This is a genomic window from Amycolatopsis sp. SB7-3 (assembly GCF_041021335.1).
Taxonomy (GTDB): Bacteria; Actinomycetota; Actinomycetes; order Mycobacteriales; family Pseudonocardiaceae; genus Amycolatopsis; species Amycolatopsis japonica.
Map to the genome: position 1 here is coordinate 2,284,118 of NZ_JBFPJQ010000001.1, position 14,127 is coordinate 2,298,244.

14 protein-coding genes are annotated in these 14,127 nt (G+C 70.0%); 8 read left to right on the top strand and 6 right to left on the bottom strand.

Going from position 1 to position 14,127, the window contains the following annotated elements; translation table 11 throughout:
- The first annotated feature begins 3 nt into the window (after window positions 1–3).
- The 3 genes from AB8M46_RS11210 to dnaB all read left to right on the top strand — a co-directional run bounded on the left by AB8M46_RS11210 (window position 4) and on the right by dnaB (window position 5,318).
- The gene (locus AB8M46_RS11210) at window positions 4–1,335 is read left to right on the top strand and encodes a hypothetical protein (RefSeq protein ID WP_394360227.1); all 1,332 of its coding nucleotides are present in this window, start codon (window positions 4–6) and stop codon (window positions 1,333–1,335) included.
- 97 nt (window positions 1,336–1,432) lie between these two features.
- Window positions 1,433–2,230: an ESX secretion-associated protein EspG gene (locus AB8M46_RS11215; protein WP_125731289.1), complete on the top strand. Its 798-nt coding sequence runs from the start codon at window positions 1,433–1,435 to the stop codon at window positions 2,228–2,230.
- A gap of 475 nt (window positions 2,231–2,705) precedes the next feature.
- Window positions 2,706–5,318 carry a replicative DNA helicase gene (dnaB, locus tag AB8M46_RS11220; protein WP_037334131.1) on the top strand — a complete coding sequence of 871 codons (2,613 nt, stop codon included), beginning with the start codon at window positions 2,706–2,708 and terminating at the stop codon, window positions 5,316–5,318.
- Here dnaB and AB8M46_RS11225 read toward each other — a convergent pair.
- From AB8M46_RS11225 to AB8M46_RS11235, 3 genes are read right to left on the bottom strand one after another with little or no spacing between them, the layout of a single operon-like run.
- Window positions 5,315–6,094: an alpha/beta fold hydrolase gene (locus AB8M46_RS11225; RefSeq protein ID WP_378422103.1), complete on the bottom strand. Its 780-nt coding sequence runs from the start codon at window positions 6,092–6,094 to the stop codon at window positions 5,315–5,317. The two genes, dnaB and AB8M46_RS11225, sit on opposite strands and share 4 nt — an antisense overlap.
- 2 nt (window positions 6,095–6,096) lie before the next feature.
- Window positions 6,097–6,693: a TetR/AcrR family transcriptional regulator gene (locus AB8M46_RS11230; RefSeq protein ID WP_378422101.1), complete on the bottom strand. Its 597-nt coding sequence runs from the start codon at window positions 6,691–6,693 to the stop codon at window positions 6,097–6,099.
- A gap of 56 nt (window positions 6,694–6,749) precedes the next feature.
- Window positions 6,750–7,865: an FAD-dependent oxidoreductase gene (locus AB8M46_RS11235; protein WP_394360228.1), complete on the bottom strand. Its 1,116-nt coding sequence runs from the start codon at window positions 7,863–7,865 to the stop codon at window positions 6,750–6,752.
- 70 nt (window positions 7,866–7,935) lie between these two features.
- Here AB8M46_RS11235 and AB8M46_RS11240 point away from each other — a divergent pair, with 70 nt between their 5' ends.
- Window positions 7,936–8,616: a TetR/AcrR family transcriptional regulator gene (locus AB8M46_RS11240; RefSeq protein WP_394360229.1), complete on the top strand. Its 681-nt coding sequence runs from the start codon at window positions 7,936–7,938 to the stop codon at window positions 8,614–8,616.
- A gap of 58 nt (window positions 8,617–8,674) precedes the next feature.
- A complete protein-coding gene (locus tag AB8M46_RS11245; RefSeq protein ID WP_394360230.1) occupies window positions 8,675–9,850 on the top strand; it encodes a serine hydrolase domain-containing protein in 1,176 nt (391 codons plus the stop codon).
- Between the two features lie 4 nt (window positions 9,851–9,854).
- Here the strand turns inward: AB8M46_RS11245 and AB8M46_RS11250 are convergent, their stop codons facing one another.
- A complete protein-coding gene (locus AB8M46_RS11250) occupies window positions 9,855–10,808 on the bottom strand; it encodes a helix-turn-helix transcriptional regulator (RefSeq protein ID WP_394360231.1) in 954 nt (317 codons plus the stop codon).
- An 86-nt stretch (window positions 10,809–10,894) separates the two neighbouring features.
- On the opposite strand from AB8M46_RS11250, the gene AB8M46_RS11255 reads away from it, so the two are divergent.
- Window positions 10,895–11,266: a VOC family protein gene (locus tag AB8M46_RS11255; RefSeq protein WP_350592200.1), complete on the top strand. Its 372-nt coding sequence runs from the start codon at window positions 10,895–10,897 to the stop codon at window positions 11,264–11,266.
- On the opposite strand, the gene AB8M46_RS11260 is transcribed toward AB8M46_RS11255, so the two are convergent.
- Entirely contained in the window at window positions 11,242–11,703 is a 462-nt protein-coding gene (locus AB8M46_RS11260) for a MarR family winged helix-turn-helix transcriptional regulator (protein ID WP_037334104.1), read from the bottom strand. The genes AB8M46_RS11255 and AB8M46_RS11260 overlap by 25 nt on opposite strands.
- A gap of 62 nt (window positions 11,704–11,765) precedes the next feature.
- Between AB8M46_RS11260 and AB8M46_RS11265 the strand changes: the two genes are divergently transcribed.
- Both AB8M46_RS11265 and AB8M46_RS11270 read left to right on the top strand, forming a co-directional pair.
- Complete coding sequence (locus tag AB8M46_RS11265) at window positions 11,766–12,122, top strand: MarR family transcriptional regulator (RefSeq protein ID WP_394360232.1); 357 nt, start codon at window positions 11,766–11,768, stop codon at window positions 12,120–12,122.
- A 60-nt stretch (window positions 12,123–12,182) separates the two neighbouring features.
- Window positions 12,183–12,953 carry a dioxygenase gene (locus tag AB8M46_RS11270; protein ID WP_038521960.1) on the top strand — a complete coding sequence of 257 codons (771 nt, stop codon included), beginning with the start codon at window positions 12,183–12,185 and terminating at the stop codon, window positions 12,951–12,953.
- Here AB8M46_RS11270 and AB8M46_RS11275 read toward each other — a convergent pair.
- Window positions 12,950–14,116, bottom strand: a complete 1,167-nt coding sequence (locus AB8M46_RS11275) for an MFS transporter (protein WP_037334098.1) — start codon at window positions 14,114–14,116, stop codon at window positions 12,950–12,952. The genes AB8M46_RS11270 and AB8M46_RS11275 overlap by 4 nt on opposite strands.
- Window positions 14,117–14,127 lie beyond the last annotated feature (11 nt).

Sequence of the window (14,127 nt, forward strand, 5' to 3'; positions counted from 1 at the left end):
CGCGTGTTCCTGCTGCCGATCATCGCCGGGTATTCGGCCTACAACCTGGCGACCACGAAATCCGGCGACTTCGAAGCGTCCGGCGGCGATCGCAAGATCGACTGCTACAACATCTGGGAGAAGATCGTCACCGGTCCGGGTACCGGGTCGATCCAGGAGGGCCAGGCCGCCGCGACCCGGCTCAAGGCCGGCTACCAGGACAGGCTGACCACCATCGACAACCTGTCGAAGGAGATGGACGCCGCCTGGACCGGTAAGAGCGCCGAAGCCGCGCAGCAGTCGGGTGCGCACCCGCTGCGGACGTGGATGGAGGACTCCGGCAAGAAGCTGGTGGACTCCGACAAGTACCTCGGTGAGCAGAACACCGCCTTCACCACGGTGAAGGCGAAGGTGCAGCAGGTCCCGAAGGACCCGCCGAAGAACAACCTGCTCAACTCCATCACCCCGTGGACCACCGACACCGACCGCGCGATCCGGGACTACAACCAAAAGGGTCAAGCGAACGTCGACGCGTTCAACGAGTACTTCAAGGCCAGTTCCGAGAACGGCAAGAAGCTGCCCACCTACAACAAGATGGAGGGGCAGAACACCAACGTCGACGTCAACGGCGGCGGCAAGGACAAGAACGGCAACGACAAGGACGGCAGCGGCCAGGGCGACCGGAACGGGAACAACGGCATGCCGGGCATCTCGACGCCGCCCGGTTCGATGCCGCCCGGCGGGATGCCGAGTTTCCCCAGCCCGAACATCCCCGGTTCGAACATGCCGGGTATCGGCACGCCGGGATCGAACCTTCCGGGCAGCAATCTGCCCGGGTCGAACCTTCCGGGTTCGAACCTGCCCGGCGGGCAGTACAACCCGAACATCCCCGGCAGCAACTACAAGCCGCCGTCCTGGGACGACGGGACGAACGCGTCCGGCTACACCCCGCCGAAGATCCCCGGCGCCGGTGGCTTCGGCCCGGGTGGTGGCGGCGGAGGCGCCGGTGGCGGCTTCGGCGGCACCGACATCCCCGGTGCGGGTGGCTTCGGCCCGGACGGTGGCTTCGGTCCTGGTGGCGGCTTCGGCCCCGGTGGCGGAAGTGGCGCGGCCCTGCCCGGCAACGCGGGCGCGATGGGTGGCGCCGGCATGGGTGGCGGCGCCGGTGGCGCGGGTTCCGGAGCGGGCCGCGGCGCGGGCGGAATGATGGGCGGCATGGGCGGTATGGGAGCCGGTGGCGCCAGGGGGAAGGGCGGCGAAGACGAGGAGCGCAGCTCCAAGTTCCTCGTCGGCGACGACCCCAACGAGATCTTCGGAACCGACGAGCTCACCGCACCGCCGGTGATCGGCGAGTAGTCGTCACGAGCGGGCCGGGCGCGTGCCAAGATTGGGGCCGCGCCCGGCTTGTCTTGTTCCCGGGCTGGACGAACAGAACGACTAGGGGGCAGTTCCGGTGCTGGACAAACAGGTCACGATCACGACCGGCACCCTCATCACGCTGATCCGCCGCCGAGGCGGCGAACCGCACACGATTCTGTCGGAAACCCCCACCTGGTACGACGAGGACGCGCAGCGGGCCGAGGACGAGCGGACCAACGAGGAACTGGCGAGCCAGGGCCTCTTCGGCGCGCGAGGACTGCACCCCGGTTTCAAGGCGACGCTCGAAGCGATCGCCAGGCCGTCGCTGGAGTACTACGGCTGGGTCGACGGCGGGTTCGAGGGCAAGGCACTGAGCTTCAGCGTGCTCGCGGGGAGCGCCGGCGGCGAGGGGTTCGTGCTAGCCCGGCACAGCGAGCACGACGGCGTCGCGCTGGCCTCCGTGCGGCCCGAAGAGCTGCTCACCGAGTTCCTCGACCAGATCCCCAAGCTCGCGCCGGGACGCGGCCGTCCGATCGCCGTGCCGAAGAGTCAGGTCGAGGCTCCGCGCTCCTCGTCGACGGCGCAGGACGAGGGCTTCGAGGTGCTTCGCAGCGGACGGCAGAGCGCCGGGAGCCAGGAGGCCGACGAGCTTCGCCGCATCCTCGCGTTACGCCGTTTGGGGAGTGGAAGCCTCTACGTCGCGGCCCGCGGCCGGAGCGGCGCGCGGCAGCGGATCGAACGCCCGGTGAACTACATCGATACGACCGAGGGCCGCTGGCTGACCGAAGAGGTACCGGGGAGTGGCGAGCCGAGGATCGCCTTCACACCCGCCGACCAGCAGGTTCTCGCAGAACGACTACGGAGCGCACAGGGCAGGTTGTTCGCGTCCTGAATTCCGGCCCGTTCAGCCCGGCGGGTCGCCCCTCTACCCTCCGTAGCATTCATCCACAGGGCACCCCTGTGCGCCCTCGTGCGACACGCCGAACGACGACTTTTGCCCGACACGCCGTCGCGAGGTGAATAAAGTTCTCCACAGTCTCTCCACAGGGCCTGACCAGCACTTTTGTCAGACCGTCCCAGCGTTGCCCACAAGTTGTACACAGGGTTTCGGTCACCTGTGAAGGGATGCCCGCAGTCATCCCCAGGTTGTCCACAGGGCGGTCCCCAGGCGAAATTGCGCTCGTCCTTTCGGGGGGCCTAGCGTGCCCGCCGGGCCGGTACACACCGTGGTGGTCGTCCGGCCGAAGAGGGGAAGACAGGGGAGAGTCCGGAGCCGCGGGAGGGGCGGACGGGCGCGAGCGGACCGACCGGGGAAATTCTGGCATAATCGAACGCGTGTTCGATGTCTTGAGGAGGTGGCAGCAGCGGTGGCGCTGACCGACGACCGCAATCCGATGTACGCGGAGTCCGACCCGGGTCCCAGCGACCCCGGTCCGCGTGGCGGCGAATACGACCGCCAGCCTCCGCAGGACATCGCGGCCGAGCAATCCGTGCTCGGCGGCATGCTGCTGTCGAAGGACGCCGTCGCCGACGTCATCGAAGCCCTCGGCCCCGACGACTTCTACCGTCCCGCGCATCAAGCGATCTACGACGTCATCCTCGACCTCTACGGCCGAGGCGAACCCGCCGACCCGATCACCGTCTCCGCCGAGCTGGAACGCCGCGGCGAGCTGGGCCGGGTCGGCGGCGCCCCGTATCTGCACACCCTGATCGCGACCGTGCCGACGGCGGCGAACGCCGGGTACTACGCCGAGATCGTCTCCGAGAAGGCGGTGCTGCGGCGCCTGGTCGAGGCGGGCACGCGGATCGTGCAGTACGGCTACGGCGCGGCCGCGGCCGACGGCGCGAACATCGACGAGGTCGTCGACCGCGCGCAGGCCGCGATCTACGACGTCACCGAGCGGCGCACCAGCGAGGACTACGTCGCGCTGGAAGAGCTGCTCCAGCCGACCATGGACGAGATCGACGCGATCGCGTCACGCGGCGGGCAGTCGCAGGGCATCCCGACCGGGTTCGCCGACTTCGACGATCTGACCAACGGCCTGCACCCCGGCCAGATGATCATCGTCGCGGCGCGGCCCGGTGTCGGGAAGGCGCTCGCCCTGGACACCCCGCTGGCCACTCCCGACGGCTGGACGACCATGGGCGAGGTCCAGCCCGGCGACAGGCTGATCGGCGCGAACGGCCGCCCCACGACCGTGGTCGCGGCGACCGAGGTCATGGAGGGCCGCCCTTGCTACGAGGTCGAGTTCTCGGACGGCACGGTGCTCCTCGCGGACGCCGAACACCAGTGGCTGACCGACACGAGGTCGTCCCGCCGCTCGGCGGCCGGCCCGGCGGTGCGCACGACGGAAGAGCTGGCGGCCACGCTGCGCTGCCGAACGGCGGACGGACGTGCCAACCACTCCATCGCGACCACGGCTCCACTGCAACTGCCTGAACGCGAACTCCCTCTTCACCCCTACGCGCTCGGCGCCTGGCTCGGCGACGGCCACTCGGCGAGCGCCCGCTTCACCACGGCGGACCCGGAGATCATCTGCTACCTGGAAGGGGAAGCGGGACTCCTGGTGGAACGCCACGCCGAGCTGTCGTACACCCTGCGGTTGGTTCCGCCGGACCCGGTGGAATACCGCCGTTGCGAGGTATGCGGCGAACCGTTCCTGCCCCAGACCTCCCAGGTGCGGACATGCGGCCGTTCCTGCGGCGGCAAGGTGCGTTTTCAGAGCCCCCCGGTGCCCGCGCCGACCTGCCCCGACTGCGGACGCCCGTCGTCGGGGATGCGACTTTGCCAGGCCTGCCGCAACGAACACGGCAGTGTGCAGGCGATTCTCCGCACGTTGGGTGTGCTGGGGAACAAGCACATCCCGGTGGAATATCTGCGGGCATCCGTCGAGCAACGCCGTGCGCTGCTGGCCGGACTGCTCGACACCGACGGCACCGTCACCCATTCCGGCGCGGTTCAGTTCGCCGTGACGAGCAAGGTGCTCGCCGAGCAGACCCGGGAACTGATCGTCAGCCTCGGGTACCGCTGCGCGTTCACGACCAAGAGGGTCAAGGGGCGCAGCGAGGAGACCTCGACGGCGTACATCCTCGGCTTCACCACTCAGGACCGGGTGTTCTGGTTGCAGCGGAAGCATCTGGAGCAGAAGGAGCGGCTAACCAACGTCCGCGTCCGGCCCCACCTCCGCTACGTCGTGGACGTCCGCCCCGTGGCGTCCGTCCCGGTGCGGTGTGTGGAGGTCGACGCTCCGGACCACCTGTACCTGGCCGGGCGATCGATGGTCCCGACCCACAACTCGACGCTCGGCCTGGACTTCGCGCGTTCGGCGTCCATCAAACACGGTCTGACCAGCGTCATCTTCTCGCTGGAAATGAGCAGGACCGAGATCGTCATGCGCATGCTCTCGGCCGAGGCTCGGATCCGCCTGGCGGATATGCGCGGTGGCAAGATGTCCGACGACGACTGGACGCGGCTCGCGCGCCGGATGAGCGAGGTCTCCGAGGCGCCGCTGTTCGTCGACGACTCGCCGAACATGACGATGATGGAGATCCGCGCGAAGGCCCGGCGGCTCAAGCAGCGCAACGACCTCAAACTCGTCGTCCTCGACTATCTCCAGCTGATGACCTCGGGTAAGCGCGTCGAATCGCGGCAGCAGGAGGTCTCGGAGTTCTCGCGGCAGATGAAGCTGCTGGCGAAGGAGATCGAGGTCCCGGTGATCGCGATCAGCCAGCTGAACCGTGGTCCCGAGCAGCGGACCGACAAACGCCCGATGCTGTCCGACCTCCGTGAGTCCGGCTCGCTGGAGCAGGACGCCGACCTCGTCATCCTGGTCAACCGCCCCGACGCCTGGGAGCGGGACGACCCGCGGGCGGGCGAGGCGGACCTGATCATCGCGAAGCACCGTGCCGGGCCGACGGCGACGATCACCGTGGCGCACCAGCTGCACTACAGCCGCTTCGTCGACCTTTCACACGACTAAAGCAAGAACTCGAAGACGTCCTTGGTGAAGCGCCGGTCACTCATCACGGTGTGGTGCCGTCGGCCCGGGTAGACCTTGAGATCGCCGCGGCGGGTCTTGTCGGCCACCCGTTCGGCGAGTTCGAGCGGGTAGAGGGCGTCCCGCGACCCGGCGATCACCAAGGTGGGCGCGGTGATCTCGCCGAGCCGGTCTTCGATGTCGAAGGCGTCTTCGGCCCGCAGCATGGCCACCATGCCGTTCGGGTCCGCCGGGCGGCCGGAGGTCAGCGCCAGCAGGCCTGCCAGCAGAGCCCGCCCCGGCCGGGTTTCCGCGACCGTGGGCGCCAGCGCCATGGCCGCGGCCCGGTGCCGTCCGGCGGCCAGGAGATCCGCGTACTCGCGCTGGACGCGGCGGCCGGTCGAGCCGAGGCGGGTGCCCGCGGCCCCGACCACCAGGTTCCGCACCAGGCCGGGGTGGTCGGCGGCGAACTGCAGCGCCAGGCAGCCGGCCGTGGACACACCGAGCACGTCGACCGGGCCGTCGAACCGTTCCCGCAGCTCTTCGGCGTGGTGGGCGGCGAGGTCCGCCATGGTGACGCCGGGTTCGAGCCCCGGCCGCCGGCCGACCGTCAGCACGGTGAACCGCGCGGCCAGCGGTTTGAGGGAACGCACCTCGGCCCAGCGGGCGACGCCGGTGGGGTTGGCCGAATCGGGCAGCACCGTCCGGAAGACGACGAGCGGACTTCCCGTGCCGAACTCGAAATACGGGGCCCCACCGGCCAGTACACCTTCGCGCATGGTCACTCCTTGATCAGTCCCGCCGCGACGATGTCGATGAGCCGGTCGAGTACGGCGGGGTAGCGCTGCTCGCCGATGTCCTGCCGGTGCATGGGCAGCAGCAACACGGCCTGGAGCACCCCGGTCAGCTCGTCGTCGTCGGCGTCGACGAGCTGCCCCTTGGCTCGGGCCGCCGCCAGGAATCCGGGCAGCGGCAGCACCTGCTCGGCTCTGGCCATCTCCTCGGGCCCCATCCGCCGGGCCACCGCCCGCATCTCCTCGGGATGCGTGATCAGCCGGTGGTAGAGCGGGTTCTCCGCCAAGATCCGTACCGTGGCGCGCAGGAAACCGGCAAGGGCGGCGCGGGCGTTTTCGGTCTCGTTCACCACCGTCGCCAGCTGTTCGTGCAGCTCAGGGGCCTGCCGCAGCATGAGCTCCAGGTACAGCGCCTCCTTCGAGTCGAAGAAGGCGTAGAAGCTGCTTTTGGCGATCCCCGCGGGGGCAACGAGGTCGTCCAGCGAGGTTTTGCGCAGGCCCTGCTCGGCGAACAGGGCACGTCCGGCGGCCAGGAGCCGCTCGGTGATCCTCGCGCGGTCCTCGGCGCTGAACGGGCTCGGCATCTCGGCTCCCGGCTGGCTATGAACGAAATGATTTTTCGTTCATAGCCACCTTAGCCTCACCCCGGCTGGAAGAACGCGAGCATTTTCCGGGAAGCGTCCGGAGCCGCGAGAAGTTCGTGGACTCGCTCGGACATCCGGGCGGCGGCAGCGGCGCGTTCGAACATCTCGTGGTCGTACTCCTTGACGGCGGCGGGGAAGTCGTCCGGCCGCGCGGCCAGCGCGAGCCCGAGCAGGGCGCCGTCGAGCAGGGCCATGTTGGCGCCTTCGCCCACCGGCGGCATCAGGTGCGCGGCGTCGCCGACCAGGGTGACGTCCGGCGCCGACGGCCAGGTCAGGCCGACGGGGAGGCTGCTGATCGACCGCGGCACGACCACGTCGTCGCAGGCCGCGATCAGCGCGGTGAACCGCGCGTCCCAGCCGTCGAGCCGTCCGATCAGCCACGTCCGCGCGGCGGCCGGATCGTCGAGCGGCATCCCGTTGGTGGCGAACCAGTCCTCGGCGGTGCCGTAGAAGCTGAGGCCGACGCGAACGGTGCCGTCGCCGTTGCGTTGCGCCGCGAGGGATTTCCCGTCGCCGAGCACCCAGTACGTGCCGCGCCCGACCATCGCCGCGAGATCGGGATGGGTGCGGTCGATGTCGGGGATGCGGAGTTCGACCAGGTTGTGACCGAGATGCGCCGGCCGGGCGTCGGTGAGCAAGGCGCGGACGCGGGAGTTGGCGCCGTCGGCGCCGACCAGGAGGTCGTACGTCGCGCTGTGCCCATTCGCGAAGCGCACGACGCCGTCTTCGGCGGATTCGAACGCGTGCCCCCAGCGCACCGTGTGCCCGGGGAGCGAGTCCAGCAGCAGGTCGCGCAGATCGGCCCGGTCGACCTCGGGTCGCGCGAAAGGCGCGTCGTCCGGCGTGTCCTCCTGCAGCAGCAGGGTGCCGTCCGGTTCCAGGAGCCGCATGTCCTGGCCCTCGCCGCGGGCGATCGTGGTGAACCGGTCGATCAGGCCGGCTTCGCGCAGCGCCCGCTGCCCGGTGTCGGCGTGGATGTCGAGCATGCCGCCCTGACCGCGGGCGTGGCGTGACGTCTCTCGTTCGTACACGACGGCCTCGATGCCGTGGACGTGCAGGACCCGGGCGAGAGCCAGGCCACCGGGGCCCGCTCCGACGATGGCGATGGTCATGATTCGCACCTCTCGATACAGTGTATTGGTCGATACACTGTATCGAGCGATGCGTTGTATTGTCACCGCCATGGTGGTGTGGGAGCGGCCCGAGCCGCCGGATCGGCCCGCGCTGGCCCCGCTGAGCCGGGAGCTGATCGTGCGGGCGGCGATCCGGCTCGCCGACGCGGACGGCCTGGACGCGGTGTCCCTGCGCAAGATCGCGACCGCGCTGGACGTCGGCCCGATGCGGCTGTACGGCTACATCGAGAACAAGGAAGAGCTGCTCGATCTGATGGTCGACGCCGCCCACGCCGAGATCCGGCCCACCGGCGACGGCTGGCGGGAGGTGCTGCGGTCGCTCGCCGACGCCATGCGCCGCGCCGTCCACCGGCACGAATGGCTCGCCGACCTCCTGGGCGGCAGGCCCCAGCTGGGGCCGCACGCGCTGGCCACCGCCGAGGCCGTGATGGCGGCGCTGGGTGACGTCGGGGTGGATTCCGCGATGCCGGTGGTCTCGGCGGTCAACGCGTACACGATCGGCGCGATCCGCCGGGAGATCGCCGAACGCCGTGCCGAAAGTGCCACCGGGATGGACGAGCAGCGGTGGCAGGCCACGCTGGGGCCCTATCTGACGCGGGCGTTCGCCAGCGGTGATCTCCCCGCGCTGGCCACGGTCGTCCGCGACGCCGTCCACCTGGACGCCGACGAGACCTTCCGGATGGGCCTCGATTTCCTCCTCGACGGCATCGAAGCCCGCCTCTCAGGCTGACGCCCCATGTCAGCGCCGTGACCGTCCCGTGTCAGCGCGGCCCGCGAATGTGGTCGCCATGACCAAGACACTGAAGACCTTCCGCCGCATCGGTCTCACCGCGCTGGCCGCCGCACTGCTGGCGGGCGTGGCCGCCCCCGCCGCCTCCGCCGGGCAGGATCGCCCGGAACTGCAGCGGGCGACTCAGGAATTCGTCGACGCGGGCTTCGCCGGGATGCAGCTGCGCGTCCGTGACGAGCGGGGCGAATGGTCCGGCAGCGCCGGGGTGCGGGAACTGGGCGGCACCGCAAAGCCGCCGACGAACGGCCACTTCCGCCTCGGCAGCACGACGAAGAACTTCACCGCGACCCTGGTGCTGCAGTTCGTGGCCGAGGGCCGGATCGGCCTCGACACCCCGGTCGCCGGGCTCCTTCCCCAGCTCGGGCTGGACCCGCGGATCACCGTGCGGATGCTGCTGCAGCACACCAGCGGGCTGTTCAACCACACCGGCCAGTACAACCCGGACGGCACGGTCACGCCGGGGATCCCGTGGGCGGGCCAGGAATGGGTGGACAAGCGGTTCCACACCTACCAGCCGGAGGAACTGGTGCGGCTGGCCGTGTCCAAGCCCGCGGTCTTCGCGCCGGGGGCGGGCTGGAGCTACTCCAACACCAACTACGTGGTGGCCAGGCTGCTGGTCGAGAAGCTCAGCGGCCGTCCCTTCGCCGACGAGCTGGACCGGCGGATCCTGCGGCCGCTCAAGCTGCGTGACACCTTGTCGCCGGGGGCGTGGGCCGGGATGCCCAAGCCGTACGCCCACGCCTACTACCGCTACGAAAACGCCGGCCAGTGGAAGACGATCGACGTCACCCACCAGAACCCGACCTGGATCTCCAGCGCCGGCGACATGATCTCGACGACCAAGGACCTTCAGACCTACTACTCCGCGCTGCAGAGCGGAAAGCTCCTGCCTGCCTGGCTGCTGGCCGAGATGCGCGTGACGCATCCGGGCAGCGAAAGCCTCTACGGCTTCTACGGTCTCGGGCAGTTCTCGCAGGACTTGGGCCCGGGCTGTGTCGGCGTCGTCCTCAACCACAACGGTGGCCTCAACGGCTACGGATCGCTGATGTACAGCACGCCGGACGGCAGCAAGACGCTGACCGCGTCGGTCACCGGCGGGGACGACGCGAACGCGGCGCAGGCGTTCCCGGCGGCGCTGAACAAGCTCGTCCGGACGGTGTTCTGCGGTAAGTGACCGGTCAGCGCGCCCGCTCGGCCAGCCGGGCGGCCAGCGCGCCGACCAGATCTCGGAGCTCGGCCGGCCGTTCGATCACGAACGGCCGGTCGAGCGCGGCGAGCAGCGGCGGGATCCAGTCCAGCCGCTGCGCACGGATGCGGACACGCACGCGGTCGCCGTCGGGTTCGAGAGTGGCCACCGACGGCGGGAAAACGGCGCGGATCTCCTCCGGCGTCACCTCGATCCACACGGAGACGTCGTGCCGGTACGGCGTCTCGGCCAGCGCGGTCAGCACCCGCTCGGCCGGATCGAAGCCGGCCGGCGTCTCGAAGGTCCCGGCCCGCGTCTCGGCGGACCGAATCCGGTCGACGCGGAAGGTGCGCACCTCGCCGCTGGCCGAGTCGAAGCCCGTCAGGTACCACCGCCCGGAGTGCGCCACGACGCCGTAGGGATGGACGACGCGTTCACTCGCCCCGCCGTGACCGGCGAGATACGCGAGCGCGACCGGACGCCGGTCCCGCGCCGCTTCCGCGACGGTGAGCAGGACTTCGGCCTCGGCCGACAGGGCTTTCCGGGCGGGAGCGGTGAAGTCGGCGGTCTCCAGCAGCGCGTCCAACCGGCGGCCAAGCGCTTCGGGAAGCACCCGCCGGACCTTCGCGACCGCGCTCTCGACGGCCGCGACCGACGTGGTGATCAGCCCCGCCCGCCGTCCCGCGACCAGGCCGAGCAGGACGGCCAGTGCCTCCTCGTCGGTGAGCATCAGCGGCGGCATCCGGTACCCGGGGGCCAGCCGGTAACCGCCGTACCGGCCGCGCACCGAGCGCACCGGGATGTCCAGGTCGACGAGGTGTTCGGCGTAGCGGCGGACCGTGCGTTCGTCCACGTCGAGCCGGTCGGCGAGCTCGGCGACGGTGCGCGTCCCACCGCTCTGGAGGATCTCCAGCAGTGCGAGCACTCGGGCGATGGGCCTGGTCACAAGCCCGAGAATACCGGGCGGATCCTGCCCGGTATTGCTCCTAGCGTGGCCGGTGTCCCGCTTTCCGGCACCCGAAAGGATCCATCGTGCAGTTCGTTTCCGTCCGTGTGATCACCCACGACGTCGCCCGTCTCGCCGGTTTCTACGAGAAGGCGACCGGCCTCGACGCGCGATGGCGCTCCGAGCAGTTCGCCGAACTCGTCGGCCCGTCGTGCACCTTGGCGATCGGCAGCGCCGAGACGATGCAGCTGTTCGGCGCGGGCGCCGCCGTGCCCGAATCGAACCGGACCGCGATCCTCGAATTCCGCGTCGAGGACGTCGACCGCGAGTACGAGCGGCTGGCGGAGCTGGCCGAGATCGTGCAGGAGCCGACCACGATGCCGTGGGGGAACCGGTCGCTGCTGTTCCGCGACCCCGACGGCAACCTGGTCAACTACTTCACGCCGAGCGCCCCGTAGTTCCGGACGAACGCCGTCAGCAGCCGCGCGAATTCGCGACGGTCGCCGTCCGGCCAGTCCGCCATCGCCTCGGCGAACACCGAGCGGCGGAATTCGTGCATCCGCGTCACTTCGGCGCGACCGGTTTCGGTGAGCACGAGGACGGCGCGGCGGCCGTCGCGCTGATCGGCTTCGCGCCGGAGGAAACCACCCTCGACCGCGCGGGCGACCAGGCGGCTCGCCCGCGGCTGGTCGATGGTCAACGCCGCCGCGAGGCTGGTGACGGTGCCCGGTTCGCCGCTCTCCTCGGCCGCTTCGACGGCGTCCAGCAGCCCCTGTATCGCCTGGTCCGGCATCGTTTCGGCGCGGTCGCGGGCGAGTTTCGACAGCGATCGCCTCGCTTGGCTTCGCCGGATGGCGATCATCGCGCGTTCCACGTCGGCCACGGCGTCCGTCATTGCCCGTCCTCACCAAATGCATGTATTTTTACATGTAGTTGTCGTCTACTTGAGGAGTATCCATGAAACCCATCGGATTCTGGTTCGCCCATCTTCACCAGGCTCTCGAGGCTTCACTGGACCACCTCCTCGCCGCCGAATCGCTGACCCGCCGCCACTGGCAGGTCCTGAACACGGGAGCGTCACCCGAAGAGGCACTGAAGCCGTTCGGAGATCTCCGGGAAACCATTGCCGACCTGCGCCTTCGCGGCTGGATGGACGAGGACGGCCTGACCGAAGCAGGCCGGGCGGCCCACCTCCGGCTGAAGACCAAGATCGGCGAGTTCCGCTCACGCGTGACCGAGGGCATCAGCGACGACGAATACCGGGCGACGGTCGGCGTACTGGAACGCATGGCCGCGAACCTCGCCCGGGAATAAGGCGGAGGCGGCCGGCGTCGTCTATCCTGGTAGTTGAAAGTTCAAACACCTGGAGCTGACATGACGCCGGTGCTCTACCTCAGCCACGGCGCGCCGCCGCTCGCCGACGACGCCACCTGGACCCGCCAGCTCGCCGGCTGGTCGGCGGACCTCGAGAAGCCGAAGGCCATCCTCGTCGTCTCGGCGCACTGGGAAGAGGCGCCGCTGACCCTCGGCGCCACCACCACGGTGCCGCTCGTCTACGACTTCTGGGGCTTCCCGGACCGCTACTACCAGGTGGAATACGCCGCGCCCGGTGCTCCCGCGCTGGCGGACAAGGTGCGCAAGCTCCTGCGTTCGTCCCAGACGCCGGTCCACGACGCGCCCGACCGCGGTCTCGACCACGGCGCGTACGTCCCGCTCGTGGAGATGTACCCGGACGCCGACATCCCGGTGCTGCAGGTGTCGATGCCGTCGCTGGACCCGCGTGAGCTGTTCGACCTCGGCCGCAAGCTCGCGCCGCTGCGCGACGAAGGCGTGCTGATCATCGGCAGCGGTTTCTTCACGCACAACCTGAGCGCGATGCGCGAGACCGACGGCACCGACGGGACGCCGCCGTCGTGGTCGAGCGAATTCGACCACTGGGGTGCGGAAACCCTGCGCGAGGGCGACCTCGACGCGTTGCTGGACTTCCAGCACAAGGCCCCTGCCGCGGCCATCGCGCACCCCAGGATCGAACACTTCGCCCCGCTGTTCGTGTCGCTCGGCGCGAGCTCGTCGGAGGGCAAGGGCGAGACCGTCATCGACGGCTACTGGCACGGCCTCGCCAAGCGATCCCTCCAGTTCGGCTAGCGGGAGCGAAGGACGCCGGCGCCCGCCACCAAGCCGAGCGCCAGCAGCGTGACCACCGCGAAGGAGATCGTCAGCGACGTCAGGTCGGCGATCCCGCCGATCAACGACGGCGCCACGAGACCCGACGAATAGGTGATGGTCGCGACGCCCGCGATCGACTGGCTCGGCGTCGGCCCGCTGCGCCCGGCCGCCGCGAAGGCGAGCGGTACGACGACGGAGACGCCGAGCCCGATCAAGGCGAAACCGGCCATCGCCATCACCGGATGGACGGCGAAGACGACCAGCAGCCCACCGGCGGTCGCGAAGACTCCACCCGCGCGGACGGTTTTGACCGAGCCGAAACGCCGCACCAGCGCGTCGCCCGAGAGCCGCGCGACCGCCATCGTGCAGGTGAACGCGGTGGTCGACGCGGCCGCGATGCCCGGCGACGTGCCGAGGACGTCACGCAGGTAGACGGCGGACCAGTCGAGGCTCGCCCCCTCGGCGAAGACGGCGCAGAACGCGACGGCACCGATGATCACGGCCGACTTCGGCGGCAACGCGAACCTCGGCGGCGGGTGCTCGTCGGGCGCGCTCCGCACGTCGAAAACGCCCTGGCAGAGCAGCGCGCCGGCGACGGTGAGCACCGCCGACGCGATCACGAAGTGGATCCGGGCGTCCAATCCGGCGTGCGCGGCGAGCGTGCCCGCGGCCGAGCCGACGAGCGCGCCCGTGGTCCACATGCCGTGCAGCCCCGACATGACCGACTTGCCCATCTTCTCCTCGACGTCGACGCCGAGGGCGTTCATCAGCACGTCCGAGGTGCCGGCCGCGGTGCCCATGACGAACAGCGCGAGGCACAGGGTGAAGAGGTTTCCCGCCAGGGACGGGAGGATCAGCGCCAGCGTCCAATACGCGAGCAGCAGCCGGAGGCCCAGCCTGCCGCCGAGCCGGTGCCCGATCCGCGCGGCGAGCGGCATGGTGAGCGAGGCACCGATCGCGGGGAAGGCGAGCGCGAGGCCGAGCTGGCCCGCGCTGATCCCCGCGTGTTCCTGGATCCACGGGATCCGGGTGGCGAAACTGCCGGTCACCGCGCCGTGCACGGCGAAGACGGCGGCGATGGCGACCCGCGCCTGCCGCACCCGCCGCGTCGGCCCGCCGACGGTTTCCACTGTGTTGGTCACTGGGCCCCCAA